This window comes from Caulobacter sp. FG7 (genome assembly GCF_057808875.1).
The window spans coordinates 37,161-55,880 of record NZ_JBMDIW010000011.1; the positions used below are offsets into that span (position 1 = coordinate 37,161).

At 68.9% G+C, this 18,720-nt stretch carries 15 protein-coding genes; 6 read left to right on the forward strand and 9 right to left on the reverse strand.

Going from position 1 to position 18,720, the window contains the following annotated elements:
• Positions 1-18: 18 nt before the first annotated feature.
• The 4 genes from ACODR1_RS10940 to ACODR1_RS10955 all read right to left on the reverse strand — a co-directional run bounded on the left by ACODR1_RS10940 (position 19) and on the right by ACODR1_RS10955 (position 4,183).
• Complete coding sequence (locus ACODR1_RS10940) at positions 19-1,239, reverse strand: nitrate/nitrite transporter (protein ID WP_488880465.1); 1,221 nt, start codon at positions 1,237-1,239, stop codon at positions 19-21.
• 266 nt (positions 1,240-1,505) lie between these two features.
• Positions 1,506-2,672 (reverse strand): CmpA/NrtA family ABC transporter substrate-binding protein, encoded by a 1,167-nt coding sequence (locus ACODR1_RS10945; RefSeq protein ID WP_488880466.1) that lies wholly within the window; start codon positions 2,670-2,672, stop codon positions 1,506-1,508.
• Positions 2,669-3,247: an ANTAR domain-containing response regulator gene (locus ACODR1_RS10950; RefSeq protein ID WP_058350363.1), complete on the reverse strand. Its 579-nt coding sequence runs from the start codon at positions 3,245-3,247 to the stop codon at positions 2,669-2,671. The genes ACODR1_RS10945 and ACODR1_RS10950 overlap by 4 nt, the downstream gene beginning before the upstream one ends.
• A gap of 150 nt (positions 3,248-3,397) precedes the next feature.
• On the reverse strand, positions 3,398-4,183 hold the full coding sequence (locus ACODR1_RS10955; RefSeq protein ID WP_488880467.1) for a TOBE domain-containing protein: 786 nt from the start codon (positions 4,181-4,183) through the stop codon (positions 3,398-3,400).
• Between the two features lie 121 nt (positions 4,184-4,304).
• Here ACODR1_RS10955 and modA point away from each other — a divergent pair, with 121 nt between their 5' ends.
• From modA to ACODR1_RS10970, 3 genes are all read left to right on the forward strand, one after another.
• Positions 4,305-5,063: a molybdate ABC transporter substrate-binding protein gene (modA, locus tag ACODR1_RS10960; RefSeq protein WP_488880468.1), complete on the forward strand. Its 759-nt coding sequence runs from the start codon at positions 4,305-4,307 to the stop codon at positions 5,061-5,063.
• Positions 5,064-5,068: 5 nt separating this feature from the next.
• Positions 5,069-5,731 (forward strand): molybdate ABC transporter permease subunit, encoded by a 663-nt coding sequence (gene modB, locus ACODR1_RS10965; protein WP_488880469.1) that lies wholly within the window; start codon positions 5,069-5,071, stop codon positions 5,729-5,731.
• A 102-nt stretch (positions 5,732-5,833) separates the two neighbouring features.
• Positions 5,834-7,891 (forward strand): transglycosylase domain-containing protein, encoded by a 2,058-nt coding sequence (locus ACODR1_RS10970; protein ID WP_488880470.1) that lies wholly within the window; start codon positions 5,834-5,836, stop codon positions 7,889-7,891.
• Between the two features lie 128 nt (positions 7,892-8,019).
• Here ACODR1_RS10970 and ACODR1_RS10975 read toward each other — a convergent pair whose 3' ends face one another.
• Together ACODR1_RS10975 and ACODR1_RS10980 are read right to left on the reverse strand one after the other, a co-directional pair.
• On the reverse strand, positions 8,020-9,570 hold the full coding sequence (locus ACODR1_RS10975) for an alpha-N-arabinofuranosidase (protein WP_488880562.1): 1,551 nt from the start codon (positions 9,568-9,570) through the stop codon (positions 8,020-8,022).
• Between the two features lie 297 nt (positions 9,571-9,867).
• A complete protein-coding gene (locus ACODR1_RS10980; protein WP_116491683.1) occupies positions 9,868-10,632 on the reverse strand; it encodes a FadR/GntR family transcriptional regulator in 765 nt (254 codons plus the stop codon).
• Positions 10,633-10,914: 282 nt separating this feature from the next.
• On the opposite strand from ACODR1_RS10980, the gene araD1 reads away from it, so the two are divergent.
• Positions 10,915-11,913 carry an AraD1 family protein gene (gene araD1 / locus ACODR1_RS10985; RefSeq protein ID WP_488880471.1) on the forward strand — a complete coding sequence of 333 codons (999 nt, stop codon included), beginning with the start codon at positions 10,915-10,917 and terminating at the stop codon, positions 11,911-11,913.
• Between the two features lie 202 nt (positions 11,914-12,115).
• Here the strand turns inward: araD1 and ACODR1_RS10990 are convergent, their stop codons facing one another.
• Complete coding sequence (locus ACODR1_RS10990; RefSeq protein ID WP_488880472.1) at positions 12,116-13,444, reverse strand: sugar MFS transporter; 1,329 nt, start codon at positions 13,442-13,444, stop codon at positions 12,116-12,118.
• Positions 13,445-13,573: 129 nt separating this feature from the next.
• On the opposite strand from ACODR1_RS10990, the gene ACODR1_RS10995 reads away from it, so the two are divergent.
• Entirely contained in the window at positions 13,574-14,737 is a 1,164-nt protein-coding gene (locus ACODR1_RS10995; RefSeq protein WP_488880473.1) for an aldose epimerase family protein, read from the forward strand.
• Positions 14,738-14,900: 163 nt separating this feature from the next.
• On the opposite strand, the gene ACODR1_RS11000 is transcribed toward ACODR1_RS10995, so the two are convergent.
• On the reverse strand, positions 14,901-17,312 hold the full coding sequence (locus ACODR1_RS11000) for a glycoside hydrolase family 2 TIM barrel-domain containing protein (RefSeq protein ID WP_488880474.1): 2,412 nt from the start codon (positions 17,310-17,312) through the stop codon (positions 14,901-14,903).
• A 185-nt stretch (positions 17,313-17,497) separates the two neighbouring features.
• Between ACODR1_RS11000 and ACODR1_RS11005 the strand changes: the two genes are divergently transcribed.
• Positions 17,498-17,710, forward strand: a complete 213-nt coding sequence (locus ACODR1_RS11005; RefSeq protein WP_488880475.1) for a DUF2188 domain-containing protein — start codon at positions 17,498-17,500, stop codon at positions 17,708-17,710.
• 7 nt (positions 17,711-17,717) lie between these two features.
• Here ACODR1_RS11005 and ACODR1_RS11010 read toward each other — a convergent pair whose 3' ends face one another.
• Positions 17,718-18,410, reverse strand: coding sequence for a DedA family protein (locus ACODR1_RS11010; protein WP_488880476.1), 693 nt, complete (start codon positions 18,408-18,410; stop codon positions 17,718-17,720).
• Positions 18,411-18,720 lie beyond the last annotated feature (310 nt).

Here is an 18,720-nt window from a genome sequence, read left to right on the forward strand (position 1 = left end):
TCGTTGCGGTGAGAGGGATCAGACGCGGACGGGAGCGGCGTCGCCGTGCAGGGTCGGCCAGACGGCGCGCCAGCGGGCCTTCAGGCCGTGCAGGGCCAGGAGCGCGAACAGCGCCAGGGCCGCGAAGCCGAGGAAGCCGACCTGGTAGTCGCCGGTCAGCTTCTTGGCGAGGCCGAGGGTCGAGGCCAGGTAGAAGCCGCCGATGCCGCCCGTCATGCCGATCAGGCCGGTCATGACGCCGATCTCCTTGCGGAACCGCTGCGGCGCCAGTTGGAACACCGCGCCGTTGCCGGCGCCCAGGGCCAACATCGAGAACATCAGGGCCGCCAGGGCGAACCAGGCCGTCGGCAGCTTGAAGCTGGCGACGGCCAGGCCCAGGGCCGCCAGGGCGTAGACGACGCTGAGGGTGCGTACGCCACCGTGGCGATCGGCCAGGGCGCCGCCGACCGGGCGGATGAACGAACCGGCGAAGACGCAGGCGGCGGTGAAGAAGCCGGCGATCACAGGATCCAGGCCGTACTCGGCATTGAAGTAGATGGTCAGCGACGAGGCCAGGCCGACGAAGCCGCCGAAGGTGACGCCGTAGAGCAGCATCAGCCACCAGGCGTCCGGAACCTTCAGCACGTCGAGATACTCGGCCAGCTTCTTGGGCGCGGGCTGCTCGGGGGCGTCCTTGGCCAGCAGCATGTAGACGACGAAGGCGACGGCCAGCGGGATGGCGGCGAGGCCGATGACGTTCTGCCACCCGAAGGTCTTGGCCAGCATCGGCGCGAACAGGGCGGCCAGCGCCGTCCCTGAGTTGCCGGCCCCGGCGATGCCGAGGGCCAGGCCCTGGTGCTCTTGCGGATACCAGCGCGAGGCCAGCGGCAGGGCGACGGCGAACGATGCGCCGGCCACGCCCAGGACCACGCCCAGCGCCAGGACCTGGTGGTAGTTGTGGATCCCGAGCGTCCAGGCCGCAGCCAGGCCAGTCAGCACGATCAACTGGCCGATCATGCCCGTCTTCTTGGGGCCGATGCGATCGACCAGGATGCCGTTGACCAGACGCAGCAGCGCACCGGCAAGGACCGGGATGGCGACCATCAGACCCTTCTGGGCCGGGTCGAGGCCGAAGTCCTTGGCGATGGCCACGCCCAGCGGGCCCAGGATCACCCAGACCATGAACGACAGGTCGAAATAGAGGAACGCGGCGAACAGGGTCGGCGTATGGCCGGCCTTGAGGAAGTCACGAGAAATCATGATGCGCCTCGGAGTGTTGCGTGTCTGCAAGAGCGAGGCGTCGTCGCCTCGTCGGGTGACCGCATCCGAGCGGTCGTCTCTGGCAGCCACGGACGCCGTTGTCCGAAGGCTTGATCCCACTGAACATCGGTCCGGGGACGGATGTCACGGACCGTGAAGGCCCCGGCGCCGCGCAACGCGCTCGGCGCATGGTTGCTCAGCAAAAAGGCGCCAGCGGCGCCTTTCAATTGTGCAGATGCGAAGTCGCGACGCGGCGCGAAAGCCGGTCAGGCGCGCGCACGACCGATCGAGAACGCGGCGGCGTAAGGCCCCGCACGCTCGGAATCAAACGCAGGACCGGCAAACAGAGGCGCCAGTTCGCCCGGCGTGTCCGCGAAGACCTGGGCCGGATCGAGCATAGGCCCGGCCGACAGGGCGGCGGCGCGGAACATGTCCGGGCGATAGACGGCGTCGGCGGCCGCCTCGAGGTCCGCACCGGCCGAGACCTGCCCCCATCGCACCATCTGCGACAGGAACCACAGGGCGTGCTCTCGGCGGGGCACGCCGGCCGCGCCGCGATGGAAGACGATCTCGTCGGTCAGGGCGCGGGCCAGGGCCTCGGGCGCGACGCCGACATGCTCGGGCCGCGCCAGCAAGGCGATCAGGTCTTCACGGTTGGTCGTTTCGTCGGCCCAGGCCGAGGCGCGGATCAGCGCCCGCAGCGCGGCGCGCAGTTCGTCGGGATAGTGGTGGGCCCAGGCCTCGGTGACGCCGAACACCTTGTCGGGACCGCCCGGCCAGAAGGCCGAGGCGGTGATGACGATCTCGCCCAGCCCCTCGCGCTCGGCCACGGCGTTCCAGGGCGCGCCGACGCAGAAGCCGTCGATCTCGCCCGCGCGCATCTGCTCGACCATGCGCGGCGGCGGGGTGACCACCAGGCGCACGTCCTTGTCGGGATCGATTCCCGCCTGCGCCAGCCAATAGCGCAGCTCGTAATTGTGCATCGAATACGAGAAGACGACGGCGAAGGTCAGCGGCGCCGCCCCCTGCCCCGCCCTTTCGGCGATCACCTTCGCCAGGGCCCGCGCCGAGACAGGCTGCTCGGCCATGGCCTGCGGATCGGCGGCGCGCATCGCGCCGGCCAGCGACCTGGACACCGTGATGGCGCTGCCGTTGCGGTTCAGGGCCATGGGCGCGATCAGCGACGGGCCGACGTCCAGCGTCAGCCCGCCTGAAGCCCCGGCCGCGGCGGCCAGAGCCATCGGCGCCAGCATGTGGGCGCCGTCGAGCGCTCCCACGGCGACCTTGTCGCGGATGGTCGCCCACGAAGCCTCGCGGCTCAGCGAGACGTCGAGACCCTCCTCCGCGAAGAAGCCCAGGGACTTGGCCACCACCAGCGGCGCGCAATCGGTCAGCGGGATGAAGCCCAGCTTCAGGTCGGCCAGGCCGCTCAAGAGGCGTCTCCCTTCAATACCCCCGCAAAGGCCAGCAGGTCGGCGGCCACTGCCCCGATCGGCTTGCCCCGGTCCATGGCCAGCTTGCGCAGCAGGCGATAGGCGCCGTCCTCGTCCAGCCCGCGCTCCTTCATCAGAAGGCCCTTGGCCCGCTCGACCGTCTTGCGGGCCTCCAGGTCGGCCTTCACCTTGGCCAGATCGCCTCGCAGCTGCTGGGTCAAGGCGAAGCGGCTCATGGCCACGTCGAGGATCGGACGGACGCGGGCCGGCGCCAGGCCGTCGACCACGTAGGCGGCGACGCCGGCGCGCACGGCCTGTTCGGCAAGGCCCGGCTCGGAGCGATCGACGAACATCACGACGGGGCGCGGATTGGACTGGCTGGCTTCGCGCAGGCTTTCCAGCGTGTCCCGATCGGGGCTTTCGGCGGCGATGACCACGACGTCGGGCGCGAACTCGGCCGCCTCGCGCTCGTCGAAGCGGGCCGACCGGCGCACCTCCAGCGGGTGCACGCCCTCGAGCCCTTCCGCCACCAGGGCGGCCCGGGCAGGATCCGGATCAATGACGAGAACGCGCATGCCCAACGCCCTAAGGACCATGAACGCCTCGGGGGAGCGTTTTGCGGCCATGGTCACGCTCGAACACGGTTCCGCTCAATCCGCGGGCGCCGCTGCGTATTGCTAGAGCACGTGCACGCCCAAAGCCCTGCGACCTAGCGCGTCGCCCCGCTAGTCGACCGCCAGGATGATGTCGGAGGGGGCGATCACGGCATGCACCGACACGCCGGGCTCCAGGTCGGCGGCGACCGCGCTCGTGACCGTGGCGACCAGGGTCTTGCCCTCGGCCAAGCCGACCACGAGCTCGCTGGCGGTCTCGCCGTCTTCACGGTCGAGGACCTGTCCGGTCAGCAGGTTGCCGCCCGCCTCGGTCGGCGGCTCCATGGCCAGGCGAACGAAGCTCGACTTGATCAGCGCCACGGCCGGCCTGCCGACGGCCAGAGCCAGTTCCTCGGCGCTGCGGCGGGTGATGACCGAGGCGATCTCCACCCCGCCGCCAATCGCCAGCCGAACCTCGACCGTCACGCCCGAAGGCGTCAAGGCGACGACCGTCCCGCGCAAGGCGTTGCGGGCGCTGGTGCGCAAGCCCAGACTCCAGAAGAGATCCTCCCCGGTCTCGGCGGCAAGACCCGCCTCCAGGCGCGCCAGCGCCGCCCCGACCTCGCGCTCCATGTCGCGGAAGGCCCGCACGACCGCATGGCCACGCGGCGTGACCTGCGCCCCGCCGCCCGAGCGCCCGCCAGCCCCGGCGGCGATCAGCGGCGCGTCGAACAGGTTGTTCAGCGCCTGCACCGCGTCCCAGGCGCCCTTGTAGGACAGGTCCAGACGCTTGGCGGCGGCGCTGATCGAGCCGAGCTCGGCCACGGCCTCGACCAGGGCGATGCGCTCCAGGCCCACGCGGGCCAAGGCGCCGCGCCGCAGGATCAGACTGGCGCTGAGATCGCCCGCTGCGCTCATCGATGTTCCTTCCGACTCCGTTCGATCGCTTGTCGCCCGGGGGCGCGCGAAAAAACAGCCTGACAGCACCCCAAAGCTCGTTATGAACTCATCCTACATATCCGTCTGACACGAGCCGCCGATGTCCTTCGCCCGCCGCCCCCTGATCGCCGCCGCCCTCGCCGCGGCGCTGTCGATGGCCGCCGGCGCGGCCTTCGCGGGCGAGACCAAGGTGGCCGTGGCCGCCAACTTCACCGAGCCGGCCAAGGCCATCGCCGCCCAGTTCGAGAAGGCGACGGGCCACAAGGCAACCTTGAGCTTCGGCTCGTCGGGCCAGTTCTACGCCCAGATCGCCAATGGCGCGCCCTACGAGGTATTCCTGTCGGCCGACGTGGAGCGCCCGCAGAAGGCCGAGACCGACGGCCTGGCCGTGCCCGGCTCGCGCTTCACCTACGCCACTGGCCGTCTCGTTCTCTGGAGCAAGACGCCCGGCCTGATCGACAGCCAGGGCGCCGTGCTGGCCAAGGGCAGGTTCGAGAAGCTGTCCATCGCCGATCCGAAGGCCGCGCCCTATGGCCTGGCGGCGGTCGAAACCCTGACCAGGCTGAAGCTCTACGACGGCCTCAAGCCCAGGATCGTCACCGGCTCGTCGATCACCCAGGCCTACCAGTACGTCCAGACCGGCGCGGCCGAGCTGGGCTTCGTGGCCCTGTCGCAGGTCGTCAACGACAAGGGCGGCTCGCGCTGGGTCGTGCCCAAGACCTATCACACGCCCATCGACCAACAGGCCGTGCTGCTGAAGACGGGCTCGAACAGCGACGCGGCCAAGGCCTTCCTGGCCTTCCTGAAGGGCCGCGAGGCCAAGGCGATCATCCGTCGCTACGGCTACGAGGTGCGCTGACCGCCATGGTCGAGGCCGTCTGGCTAACCCTGAAGCTGGCGACGGTGACCACCGTACTGCTGCTGCTGCTGGCCACGCCGCTGGCCTGGTGGCTGGCGCGTGGGCGCTCGCCGCTGAAGCCGTTCGTGGGCGCGCTGGTCGCCCTGCCGATCGTGCTGCCGCCGACGGTGTTGGGCTTCTATCTGCTGATCGCGCTCGGTCCCGAAAGCCCGTTGATGGCGCTGCTGCGCCCCGTGGGCGTCCGCACCCTGGCCTTCACCTTCGAGGGGCTGGTGATCGGCTCGCTGGTCTATTCCCTGCCCTTCGCCGTGCAGCCGCTGCGCAACGCCTTCCTGGCCATCGGCGACGAGCCGCTGGAGGTCGCCGCGACATTGGGCGCGGGCAAAGCCGACATCTTCGCCCGCGTCGCCCTGCCCCTGGCCCTGCCCGGCTACGCGGTCGCCGCCCTGCTGGCCTTCGCCCACACGATCGGCGAGTTCGGGGTCGTGATGATGCTCGGCGGCGGCATTCCGGGCGAGACCCAGGTGCTGTCGATCGAGATCTATCGCCTGGTCGAGAGCCTGGAATGGGACAAGGCCCACCAGCTGTCGGCCCTGCTGCTGGTGTTCGGCTTCCTGGCCGCCCTGACGCTGCTGCTGCTCGAAAAGCGGCGGAGCGCTCCGGCCTGAACCGGCGTTTCCCCAAATAGAGCTTGTGGGCTGGGCGGTCGCTTCGCCTGTGGTATTGACGCGCCTCGTCTCCCTCGGCGTCCTTTTCGAGTCCCATCGCGCATGTCCGATCCCGCCGCTCCGCAAACCGGTCCCGACGACGCCGAAGACAAGGCCACCGAAATCGTGGTCGAGGCCGCACCCGAGGCGCCGGCGAGCGCGGCCGACGAGCCGGTGAAACCCAAGCGGGTTCCGATCTGGAAACAGCGTCCCTGGCAGATCGGCGCCGGCATCGTGGTGCTGGCCATCGTGGCGGTCGTGACCTGGCTCCTGTGGTCGCTGCCGCTGGGCCGAGCGCTGGAGCCGGCCAACAATCCGACCATGGTGCTGCTGGCGTCGGACGGCTCGCCGATCGCCCGTCGCGGCTCCTACAAGGAAGCCCCGATCGAGGCCGCCAAGCTGCCGGCCTATGTGCCCGGCGCCTTCATCGCGATCGAGGACCGGCGCTTCTACAAGCACATGGGCATCGACCCGAAGGCCATCGCCCGGGCTCTGGGCGCAAACGCCAAGGCCGGCGGCGTCTCCGAGGGCGGCTCGACCATCACCCAGCAGTTGGCCAAGAACGCCTTCCTGAGCAGCGACCGCAACCTGCGGCGCAAGGCGCAAGAGGCCCTGATCGCCCTGTGGCTGGAAGCGCGGCTCTCGAAGGAAGAGATCCTGTCGCGCTATCTGTCGGCGGTCTATTTCGGCGAAGGCGCCTTCGGCCTGCGCGCCGCGGCCCGGCACTATTTCGACACCACGCCCGAGAAGCTGTCAGTCGGCCAGGCCGCCATGCTGGCCGGCATGGTCAAGGCCCCCTCGCGCCTGGCGCCCACCGAGAACTTCGAGGGTGCCCGTGAACGGATGGACGTGGTGCTGGGCGCCATGGTCGAGACCGAAGTGATCACGCAAGCCCAGGCCGACCAGGCCAAGCGCGACATGCATCCGATCCCCGAGCGCGAGAAGCTGCCGACCGGCTCCTACTTCGCCGACTGGGTGTTCCCGCAGGCCCGCGCCGCCTATGACGCCCGCTACGGCGAGACCATCGTCAAGACGACGCTGGACGCCAAGCTGCAGGCCAAGGCCGAGAAGATCCTCAACGACGCCATCGCTCGCGACGGCAAGGTGCTGAACGTGACCCAGGGCGCGCTGGTCGCCATGCGCACCGACGGCAGCGTCGTGGCCATGGTCGGCGGCCGCGATTACAAGACCAGCCAGTTCAACCGCGCCGACGCCGGCCGCCAGCCGGGCAGCGCCTTCAAGCTGTTCGTCTACCTGGCCGCCATCCGCCAGGGCATGACCCCGACCTCGCCGATTCTCGACGCGCCGGTCGACGTGCGCGGCTGGAGCCCGAAGAACCACGAGGGCAAATACGCCGGCCGCGAAGTGCCGCTGATCACCGCCTTCGCCGGCTCGTCCAACGTCGCGGCCGTGCGCCTGGCCCAGCAGGTCGGTCGCAAGGCCATCGTCGACACCGCCCGGGACCTCGGCGTCACCGAGCCGATCCCCGACGACCTGACCCTGGCGCTGGGCACCGGCCCAATGAGCCTGGTGCAACTGACCGGCGCCTACGCCGCCATCGCCGCCGGCGAGACCCCCGTGACGCCGCACGGCCTGGCCGACTGGAAGGCCCCGAAGAAGGCCCGCGCCCTGTCGAAGACGGAGCTGGCCGGCATGCGCGACCTGCTGCGCTCGGCCGTGCATCGCGGCACCGGCGTCGAGGCCGCCATCCCCGGCGCCTTCGGCAAGACCGGCACGACGCAGGGTTATCGCGACGCGATCTTCGTCGGCTATGTCGGCGATCTCGTCATCGGCGTCTGGGTCGGCAACGACGACAACAGCGCCATGAACGGCGTGGTCGGCGGCGGCCTGCCGGCCAAGATCTGGAAGGCCTTCGCCCTGTCGGCCACCGGCGGCGCGCCCAAGCCGGTCGAGGACGACGCGCTCAGCGCCGCCGAGGACGCCAGCCTGGCCGAACCGATCCTGGGGCCGGACGGCCTGCCGCTGCCCCCCGAAGCCATGCCGGTCGAGGGCGAGGCGCCGGCCGATCCGACGGCGCCGGCTCCGGTGGTTCCAGCTCCGGTGGTCCCGGCCGCTCCGGCCCAGCCGGCCGAGCCGCGCGGTCCGACGAACCTTCCGTAGTCCCCAGTCCCCTGGGTCCCGGCTCTACGCGCTGCGCGCTTCGGCCGGGATGACGGCACTTGTAGCCGGGAAACAAGAAAGGGCGCCGGCAGAAGCCGGCGCCCTTTACCATTTCAGGCCCTGAAACCTCAGTTCAGGTCCAGCACCACCACCGACTTGGCCGGCAGGGTGGCCGTCAGGGTGTCGCCCTTGATGGTCGCGCCCTTGAACTCGGCCGGCTTGACCGCGTCGGGCTTCTCGAAGGTGTTGCGCGAGGCCATTTCAGGACCCGTGAGCACCCGCCCCTTGGCGGTCTTGGCGGTCGAACCGGCGAGCTTGACGGTGACGGTGGCCGACTTGTTGGGGTCGAGGTTGACCAGCGCCACGTACACGGCGCCGTCCGTCCCCTTGCCCGCCGAGGCGGTCACGGCCGGAACCGACGACTTGCCGACGACGTATTGCGGGGTGTCGATCTCGACCGGCAGATATGTCGCCCCTTGGAACGGCTTATAGAGGTCGAACACCCAGTAGGTGGGCGTCAGGACCATCTTGTCCTTGTCGGTCAGGATCATCGCCTGCAGCACGTTGACCATCTGGGCGATTGCGGCCAGCCGCACCCGGTCGGCGTGCTTGTGGAAGATGTTCAGCGTCGCGGCGGCCACCACGGCGTCGCGCATGGTGTTCTGCTGGTAGAGGAAGCCCGGCTCGGTGCCCGGCTCGACGTCGTACCAGACGCCCCATTCGTCGACATAGAGGCCGACCTTCTTTTCGGGGTCGTACTTGTCCATCACCGCGCTGTGCTTGGTGACCAGCTCTTCCATCTTCAGGGCCTGGACCATGGTGTCGCCCCAGCCCTGCTCGTCGAACACGGTGGCCGAACCCTTCTTGGTCCAGTTGCCGGTCGGGATCACGTAGTAGTGCAGGCTGAGCGCGTTCATGTTCTTGGCCGCGCCCTTCATCAGGACCTCGGTCCAGTTGTAGTCCTCAGCGTTGGGGCCGGCGGCGACCTTCACCGGGCGATTGCCGCGCGGGGCGCGGACGAACTCGGCGAAGTTGCGATAGAGGTTGGTGTAGTGCTCGGCCGTCATCTGGCCACCGCAGCCCCAGTTCTCGTTGCCGACGCCGAAGTAGTCGACCTTCCAGGGTTTGTCGCGGCCGTTGGCGCGGCGCATGTTGGCGATCGAGGAATTGGTCGGCGAGGTCAGGTACTCGACCCACTCCGACATCTCCTGCGGGGTGCCGGTGCCGACATTGCCGGCGACGTAGGTCTTGGTGCCGATCAGCTCGGCGAAGTCCATGAACTCGTGGGTGCCGAAGGTGTTGGGCTCCTCGACGCCGCCCCACATGACGTTGACCTTGACGGGACGCTTGTCGCGCGGGCCGATCCCCTCGCGCCAGTGATAGTCGTCGGCGAAGCAGCCGCCCGGCCAGCGCACCACCGGCACCTTCAGGGCTTTCAGGGCGTCGACCACGTCCTTGCGGTAGCCTTTGACGTTGGGGATCTTGCTGTCCTCGCCGACCCAGACGCCTTCGTAGATGCCCCGGCCCAGGTGCTCGGCGAACTGGCCGTAGACTTCCGGCTGGATCACCGCGCCGGGCTGGTCGGCGCGCAGGGTCCCGCTGACCTTGGTCTGGGCGACCGCGCCGCCGGCCATCAGCAGGGCCGCGGCGACGCCGCCCATCAGGGCGTGCTTGAGCATCTTGGAATTCACGTCGTTTCTCCCTTGGCTCGCCGTGCGCGCGACGCCGGCTCGGACAGGCGCGCATTCCGGCGCTAACGACGCGACGGAGGCCCCTTGTTATTTGTCTGAGTATACTTGTGGGCGAGGAGCGTCAATCGAGCCGCGTAGACGGGACGGGCCTGCAATACAAAGACATAGTGGGGCGTGCGATGGCGCGGCCTTGTCGGATGATTTGGAAATCGTCAGGCGTTGCGGCGGCTGAGAACGCCCTCCTCCGGCCCTTCGGGCCACCTCCCCCTTCAGGGGGAGGATTTCCTAAACCGCCCCGCCGCTCCGTCGCGCGATGGCGGCGCGGGTGTCGTCCTGGGCCAGGCCGACGAGGCGCTCCATGGCCTGGCGGGCCTGGTCGGGGCGGCTGGCGGCGATGGCGTCGAAGACTTTCCAGTGGTCGGGGATCGGATCGCGGGCCAGTTCGCGGTCGCGCTGCTTGAAGATCGTGGTCCAGCGCACGGCCGCGCCGATGCTGCTGGACAGGGTGCGCAGCGGCTCGTTGTCGGTGGCTTCCAGCACGGTGTCGTGGAAGTCGCGGTCGGCCGCGCGGCCGGCCTCGGTGGCCAGGGTGTGCTGCTGCATCTGGATCAGGGCCGCGCGCATCCGCTCGAGCTGCTCGTCGTTGCGGCGCTCGGCGGCCAGGGCCGCGGCCGAGGGTTCGACGATCATCCGCAGCTCGTGCAGGCTGGTCAGGAACTCCTCGCTGGGCTCGGCCTCGAAGAACCAGGCCAGGACCTCAGGGTCCAGCAGGCTCCAGCGCGAGCGCGGGCTGACGCGGGTGCCGGCCTTGGGACGGCTTTCGACCAGTCCCTTGGCGGCCAGAATGCGGATGGCTTCGCGATAGGCGCTGCGCGAGACGTGCAGCTTCTCGCTGGCGTCGATCTCGTTGTTGAGCACGTCGCCCGGGGCGTACTGGCCCGAGACGATGGCGATGCCGAGCGTGCGGGCGATCGATCCGTGGATGCGGCCGGAAAAGCCTTCCTCGCGCTCGAACTCGCCGTCCGCGCCGCTACCCTTGCCCTTGACCACGCCGCCTCCACAAATCACCGCGCAGCCTCGCCGCCGGTTCACGCGGCGACTCTAGCGAGACTAATTGTCTGACGACAAGGAAATTCACCGCCCGGCGAGCCCGAAGACGCCGCCCAGGTCGCGCTTAAAAGTATGATAAATCAGGCGATAGAAGGGATCACGCGGTTCTCGAGAGCGCTCTGCCCTGCCCGTTGAAGACCACGCGAACCCTGACGATCCGGGTTTGACAGGCCCGTGTCGATCGCTATTTGTCTGACTAATTATAGACGAGAGGATCCACCCATGTCCCTGCGGTTCGTTCAACTGAAGACGCCCGACGGCGCCCGCGCCCTGGCGGCGGTGGACGAAACGGGCGCGGCCCGCAAGGTCGGATCCGCCGACACCCTTTACGCCCTGGGCCAGCTGGCCATCGACAAGGGCGTCAGCCTGACCGACGCCGCCCAGCCGCTGGGTGAGACGATCGACGTCGCCGCCGCCCTGGCCGAAGGCCGGGTGCTGGCCCCGATCGACCATGTCGACCCGGCCCACATGATCCTGACCGGCACCGGCCTGACCCACCTGGGCTCGGCCGAGGGTCGCGACAAGATGCACAAGGCCGCCCAGAGTGGCGAGAACCTGACCGACTCCATGCGGATGTTCCTGATGGGCGTCGAGGGCGGCAAGCCCGCCGCCGGCCAGGAAGGCGTGCAGCCTGAATGGTTCTACAAGGGCGACGGCAGCCAGCTGGTCGGCCCCGGCCAGCCCCTGACCTCGCCCTCGTTCGCCAAGGATGGCGGCGAGGAGCCCGAGATCGCCGGCGTCTACCTGATCGGTCCCGACGGCACGCCCCATCGCCTGGGCTTCTGCCTGGCCAACGAGTTCTCCGACCACGTGATCGAACGCGGCAACTACCTGTGGCTGGCCCACTCGAAGCTGCGCCAGGCGGCGCTGGGCCCGGAACTCTTGAGCGGCGAACTGCCGGCCGACGTGCGCGGGGCCAGCCGCATCGTGCGCGGCGGCGAGACCGTATGGGAAAAGCCCTTCCTGTCGGGCGAGGCCAACATGTCCCACACCATCGCCAACCTGGAGCACCACCACTTCAAGTACGCGCTGTTCCGCCGTCCGGGCGACGTGCACGTGCACTTCTTCGGCACGGCCACCCTGTCGTTCTCGGAAGGCTTCCAGACGCAGCTCGGCGACGTGTTCGAGATCGAGGCCGCGCCGTTCACCCTGCCGGTGCGCAATGCGCTGGCCCAGGACGCGGCGCCGGCCGAGGTCACCGTGGCGGTGAAGGCGCTCTGAAACGCACTGCGCGGTCCCCGTCCTTCGACAAGCTCAGGATGAGGACCGTTTCCAGCGCAGCGGGTCAGTAGAAACCTCATCCTGAGCTTGTCGAAGGACGTAGTTTTGGCCCCACAAAGCAAGAAGGCCTCGCACCCTGCGGTGCGAGGCCTTCTCTTTTGCGCGACAGGCTGGGGAACGGACGAGCCGCTCCCCTCCCCGATCACTCGGCCGGTGCCGACTGGCTCTCGAGGGCCACGGGCTCTTCCTCGACGGTCGTCTTGCTGCCCCACAGGGCGTAGAACAGCACGTAGAGTTCGCAGACGGCGGTCAGCAGGAACGAGATCTGCAGGCCGAAGTGGTCGGCCAGAATGCCCTGCACCACCACCAGCGCGCCGCCGGCGATGGCCATGACCAGCAGGCCCGAGCCTTCCTCGGTCAGGGCGCCCAGGCCCTTGATGCCCAGGGTGAAGATGGTCGGGAACATGATCGAGTGGAACAGGCCCACGGCGATCAGGCTCCACATGGCTGCCGGGCCACTGGCAAAGACGGTGATGACCATGACCACGAAAGCCAGGCTGGAGAAGATGGCCAGCACCTTGCCCGGATCGACCTTGCGCATCCAGAAGCTGCCGATGAAGCGACCGACCATCATGCCGCCCCACAGCAGGAACAGGTAGTTGGACGCCTGGGCGTGGGTCAGGTTGCCGATCTTGGGATCGGAGACGAAGTTGATGAACAGGTTGGAGACGCCGATTTCGGCGATCAGGTAGATGAAGATGGCCGGGATGCCGAGCACCAGGTTGCGGTGCTTGAGCAGCGAGTGCTTCTTGCGGTCCTCGGCGGCGGCGCGCCGGCTCGAACCGCCCAGGTCCGGCAGCTTGTAGCGACCGATGACCACGGCCAGGATCACCAGCACAACGGCGACGATGAAGTACGGCAGTTGCACCGACTGGGCGTCGGCCAGGCGTTCGGCCTGGGTCATGACTTGGCCCGCTTCGGCGTTGCCCGAGGCGCTGCGGCTGAGGATCAGGTAACCGCCGAACAGCGGCGCCAGGGTGGTGCCCATCGAATTGAAGGCCTGCACCAGGTTTAGGCGCGAGGACGCCGTCTCCGGCGGGCCGACCACGGCCACATAGGGGTTGGCGGCGACCTGCAGCAGGGTGATGCCCGAGGCGATGATGAACAGAGCCGTGAGCACAACGCCGTAGGACGGGATCCGCGCGGCCGGGATCATCAGCAGCGCGCCGGCGGCCATGACCAGGAGGCCGGTGACCATCGACTTCTTGTAGCCGATGGCCTCGATCAGCTTGGCCGACGGGATCGAGGCGAAGAAGTAGGCGAGGAACCACACCGACTCGATCAGGGTCGTCTGGGTGTAGCTGAGGTCGAACACAGAGCGCAGGTGCGGCAGCAGGGTGTTGTTGATGACCGTGATGAAGCCCCACATGAAGAAGAGGCTGGCCAGCAGCGTCAGGGCCGAGCGCTGAGCGCGCGGATCCGCGAGGATGCTGCCGCCTTCCCCGGCGGAGCTGGTGATCGGTGCGGGCATTCCCGGGTCTCCCGTGTGGAGCCGCCGACGTCTTGACGTTGCGCGGCGATTTTTTGTCTGAGTATATGGCGACCCTATGGCCGTCAACGCCGACAGAGAGCGCGAGCGGCCCGCCTGAGAGGAAACCCGATGAAGACCTGGCGCCACGCCCTGCCGAGCCTTGCCCTGTTCGCCGCCGCCGCGGCCGCTCCCCTGATGGCTCCGATGGCCGCCCAGAGCGCCGAGATCAGCCGCAAATCCTTCGGCCAGACGCCGGACGGCCAGGCCGTCGAGGCCATTACCCTGACGAATGCCAAGGGCGTCAGCGCCACCGTCATCACCTATGGCGCGACCCTGCAGGCCCTGGTGGCCCCCGACCGGACCGGCAAGAAGGCCGACATCGTGCTCGGCTACAAGGACGCGGCCGAATATGTGAAGGCGGCCAACTATTTCGGCGGCTCGGTGGGCCGGTTCGCCAACCGCATCGGCAAGGGCAAGTTTGTCCTCGACGGCAAGACCTACCAGCTGGCGCTGAACAACAACGGCGTCGCGGCGCTGCACGGCGGCGTCAAGGGCTTCGACAAGGTGGTCTGGACGGTGGTCGAGGCCAAGGCCGGCCCGGTGGCCTCGGTGACCTTCAAGCACGTCAGCCCGGACGGCGAGGAGGGCTATCCGGGCACGCTGACCGCCACGGCGACCTATGCCCTGGACGAGCAGAACCAGCTGACCGTCACCTATGGCGCCACGACCGACAAGCCGACCATCGTCAACATCACCAACCACGCCCTGTTCAACGTCGCCGGCGAGGGCTCGGCCGACGGCGCCATGGACAATGTGCTGACCATCCCCGCCGATGGCTACAGCCCCGTCGACGGCGAGCTGATCCCGACCGGCGAGACGACGCCGGTGGCCGGCACCGTGTTCGACTTCCGCAAGCCCAAGGCCGTGGGCGACCAGATCCGCGACGCCAGCGACGCCCAGATCGTCGCCGGGCGCGGCTACGACCACAACTACGTGCTGACGGGCAAGTCAGGCGGCGCTTTGCGCCTTGGGGCCAGACTGGCCGATCCCAAGAGCGGCCGGGTGCTGGAGATCCTGACCGAGCAGCCGGGCATCCAGTTCTATGCCGGCAACTTCATCGACGGCACGACGATCGGCAAGAGCGGCAAGATCTATCGCCAGGGCGACGGCATCGCGCTGGAGCCGCAGCACTTCCCCGACGCGCCCAACAAGCCGCAGTTCGCGCCGGTGCGGCTGGATCCGGGCCAGACCTACAGGAACCAGATGGTCTTCCGGGTCACGACGGACAAATAGGCAAAAAAAGAAGCCCGGCGGTTACCCGCCGGGCTTAGTTCATTAGGGAGGAAACGCCCAGGAAGGGCAGAGGCGCTCGCGCCTCACGGGGTTGTAGTTAGCGCTAACAGCTGGGTTTTCAAGCCCCTTCCTGCGAAAAGTGACGCTTTGTCGCAGAACATGTTCACTGAACTGCCTTTAGCGAGACCTTGCCGGCCGTGAGACCCGGCGCCGTGGCGGTGATGGTCAGCGAAGCCCCCTCGCCCGCCCCGCGCACCAGGGCCACGGCCTTGCCCTGCCAGGCCTTGCGGGTTGGCGAGGCGAAGGCCGTGTGATCGGTCGGGGCGGCGTTGTCGGCGGCCACGAAGGCCCCCGCGCCCGAGACCTGGAAGGTGATGGCGTCGCTCGCCGAAGGCACGACCACGCCCTTGGCGTCGACCACCCGTGCGCGGACGAAGGCCAGGTCGTCGAAGGCCGCGCCCACCTTGTCGGTCTCGGCGGTCAGCTCGATGCGAGCCGGCTTGCCGGCGGTGCGCAGCGTATCCTCGAGCTTGACGCCCGGATCGCGACAGGCGGCCTTCACCTCGCCGGGGGCGAAGGTGACGGCCCACTGGCGAGGCGAAGCGTCGGCCGGCAGCGGCTTGGTGCCCAGCCAGCGGCCGTTGAGCGAAACATCGACGCTGGCGCAGTTGGAATAGACCTCGATGGTCTCCTCGTGCGGGGTCAGGTCCTGCGGCGTCCAGTCGTCGAAGATCGCGACCTTGGGCGCAGGCGTGGCGACGGCGACCATGGTCGGCAGGGCCGGCGCGGGGCCAGCGCCGTCGGACGACGGCGGCGGCGCGGCCGGCAGGGCGTTGCGGACCACATGCAGCACGGGCTTTTCGGCCCACCACGAGGCCCGCTGCATGCCGATGATCTTCAGCGCGCCGGTGCGGTCGACGATGCCCGCCGGGTTGTCGATGTTGGGCCAGCCGCTGCGATCAGCCTCGCCCAGATAGTCGATGCCGGTCCACAGGAACATGCCGGCATAGGCCGGGTAGTCGCGCACGGCGACCCACGAGGTGCGGGTCTTGCTGTTCTCGGTGCCGACAATGATCCGGGCCGGGTTCTGCTTGTGGGCGGCGATCAACTCGTTCTCGCGATAGTTCTGGCCGACCACGTCGAGCATGTCGGCGAAGCCGTTCTGGTAGTCGCCGGTCACGTTGGGCCGGAAGAGGCCCATGGTCACCGGCCGGGTCGGGTCGGTGGCGTGCATGACGTTCAGCAGGCTGGTCAGCGCGGCCTTGGCCTGGACCGGATAGGCCGTGTCGTGGATCTCGTTGCCGGCGCTCCAGATCACGATGCTGGGGTGGTTGCGGTCGCGGCGGACCATGTCGCGGGCGTCGCGCTTGTGCCAGTCGCTGAAGAATAGGTGGTAGTCGCCGGGGGTCTTGGAGACGTTCCACTGGTCGAACAGCTCGTCCATGACCACGAAGCCCATCTGGTCGCAGAGATCGAGGAACCCGGGCGACGGGGGATTGTGAGCGGTGCGGATGGCGTTGACGCCCTGGGCCTTCAGCGCGGCCAGACGCTGGCGCCAGACGTCCATTGGCACGGCCGCGCCGACCGCGCCGCCGTCCATGTGCAGGGCCACGCCCTTGAGCTTGATGTTCCTGCCGTTCAGCCAGAATCCGCTGTCGGCCTTGAAGGCGGCCTCGCGCACGCCGAAGGGCACGGTCTCGGCGTCGAGGCCCGCCCCGCCCTCGCCCACCACGCGGATCTCGGCGCGGTAGAGGTTGGGCGTCTCCAGGTCCCAGCGCCTGGGCGAGGCGATGTCGAGCGACAGCTTGAGGGTCTGCGTGCGGGCCGGATCGATGGCGACGGCGGGCACGGCGCCGCGGGCGACCTCCTTGCCGGACGGGTCGCGGAGCACGACCTCCAGGCCCGCCTTGGCCGCCGCGTTGGCGTCGTTGACGATGTCGACGGCGATGTCGGCCGTAGCCTTGCCCGCGGCGATCCTGGTGACGCTGACAAAGGCCCCGCCCTGCTCGACGTGCTGGGCTGCGCTCTCGATCAGGCGGACCTTGCCGTAGACGCCCGAGCCCGCGTACCAGCGCGAGGACGGGGCGTGCTCGGTGTCGGCGCGCACGGCCAGGACGTTGCGGCCATCGGCCTTGATGAAGTCGGTGATGTCGTAGCGCAGGGCCACGTAGCCGCTGGGGCGATGGCCCAGGTGGTGGCCGTTGATCCAGACGCCGCTGCGCTCCATCACCCCGTCGAGCTCGACATAGACCCGGCGGCCCGGCGCGGGCATCTTGACGTCGAGCGTCTTGCGGTACCAGCCGATGCCCGTGGGCAGGAAGCCGCCCGCTCCGCCGGCGCGGGCCTTGATGTCGAACGGCCCACTGATCGCCCAGTCGTGCGGCACCGAGACCTTGCTCCAGGCGCTGTCGTCGAAGGCCGCCGTTTCGGCGCCCTCGGGATCGCCCTGGAAGAAGGTCCAGCCCTGCGCCAGCGGTGTCGTCACCCGATCGGCGGCGAAGGCCGGGAGGGCGCAGAGGCCAAGAACGGCCGCCAGGGCCAGGCGCGAGACGCCGCGCGTCAGGGAATGAGCCATCGTTTTCTCCCTGGGACGCGCCGGAACGCTAATCCCATATTTTGATATTTTGTGTCATTTTATGAAAACTCAGACAAAACACCAGCCCTTGAAACACTTCGTCTCAAAGAGGGTGAACAAGGCGGTGAACCCTTTGCCGAGGGCGGCGTTTGGCAGCGCGAGTTCAGCGTACGAAGGGGTACGACATGCCAAGGGTCGTCGATGTCGTCCCATGCGAAGGGGGCTGGTGCGTGCGGGTCCACGCCACCGGCGAGGTGCTGCATTTCGCCGGCGGCGGCGAGGCCGAACGCCGCGCGCGCAAGCTGGCGGCCGATGCCGCCGAGCCCATGGAAGTGCGGATCCACGATCGCGGTGGACGCCTGGTCGGCCGCTGGGTGGCCCAGGGGGCTGCGGCCTGAGGACGCCTCAGGCGCGCTTGGGCTTCAGTTCGACGATCGGCGCGGCGCTCTCGGCCGCGGCGGAGGCGGCCCGGGCCTTGGCGGCGGCGACGCTGCGGCGCGAGGCGGCGAAGCGCAGTCCGACGACGGCGCCGAGCACGGTCACCGCGACGCCGGCGGCGATGGCCAGGCCCAGCTCCAGGCTGACGCCCGACAAGCTGCGGGCGGCCAGATAGCCGGGGGCCAGCAGGCTGGCGATCCAGACCACGGCCGACAGCACGTTGGCGGTCTGGAACGTCCACCACTTCATCTGCAGGATGCCGGCCATGATCGGCACGAAGGCGCGCAGCGGCCCGAAGAAGCGGCCGATGAAGATCGAGGCGACGCCGAAGCGGCGGTTGAACAGCCGGGTGCGGGCGATGGTGCGGCGATGATCGCGGAAGGCCGGGATGCGCAGCACGCGCGGACCCAGGCGACGCCCCAGGGCGTAGGACACCGCATCGCCCAGCACCGCGCCGATGGTGCACCAGGCCAGGACCTCGAAGGGATCGAGCACCCCGCCGCCGATCAGGGTGCCGGCCAGCAGCATCAGCGCCGTCGCCGGCACGAAAGCGCCGATCAGAACAAGAGATTCGGCGAAGGTAAGGGCCCCAAGGATCAAGCCCGCCCAGCTCTGGTGCTCGGTGACGAAAGCGGCGACGGATTGAAGCAAGTTGTCCATGGGGGTCCTTCGAGCCCCCACATGGAGATCAAGCCGCTTCGCCGCCAGAGCGTTGCGCGCCGTTGCGTCAATTAAACCCGACTGTGCCCCGGATGTCGCACCTTTGGGGACAACTTCGGGACGAGCCGTGCCGAAACGGCGCCGTCCCGAAGCAGACTTCAAATCGTCATCCCGGGCGAAGGCGCAAAGCGCCGCAGACCCGGGACCCAGGGGCGACCGCACTGCGTTGGCGACCGCGATGGTGCGCTGTCATTCGCCTAGCCCAGTCCCCTGGGTCCCGGATAAGCGCTTCGCGCTTTCCGGGATGACG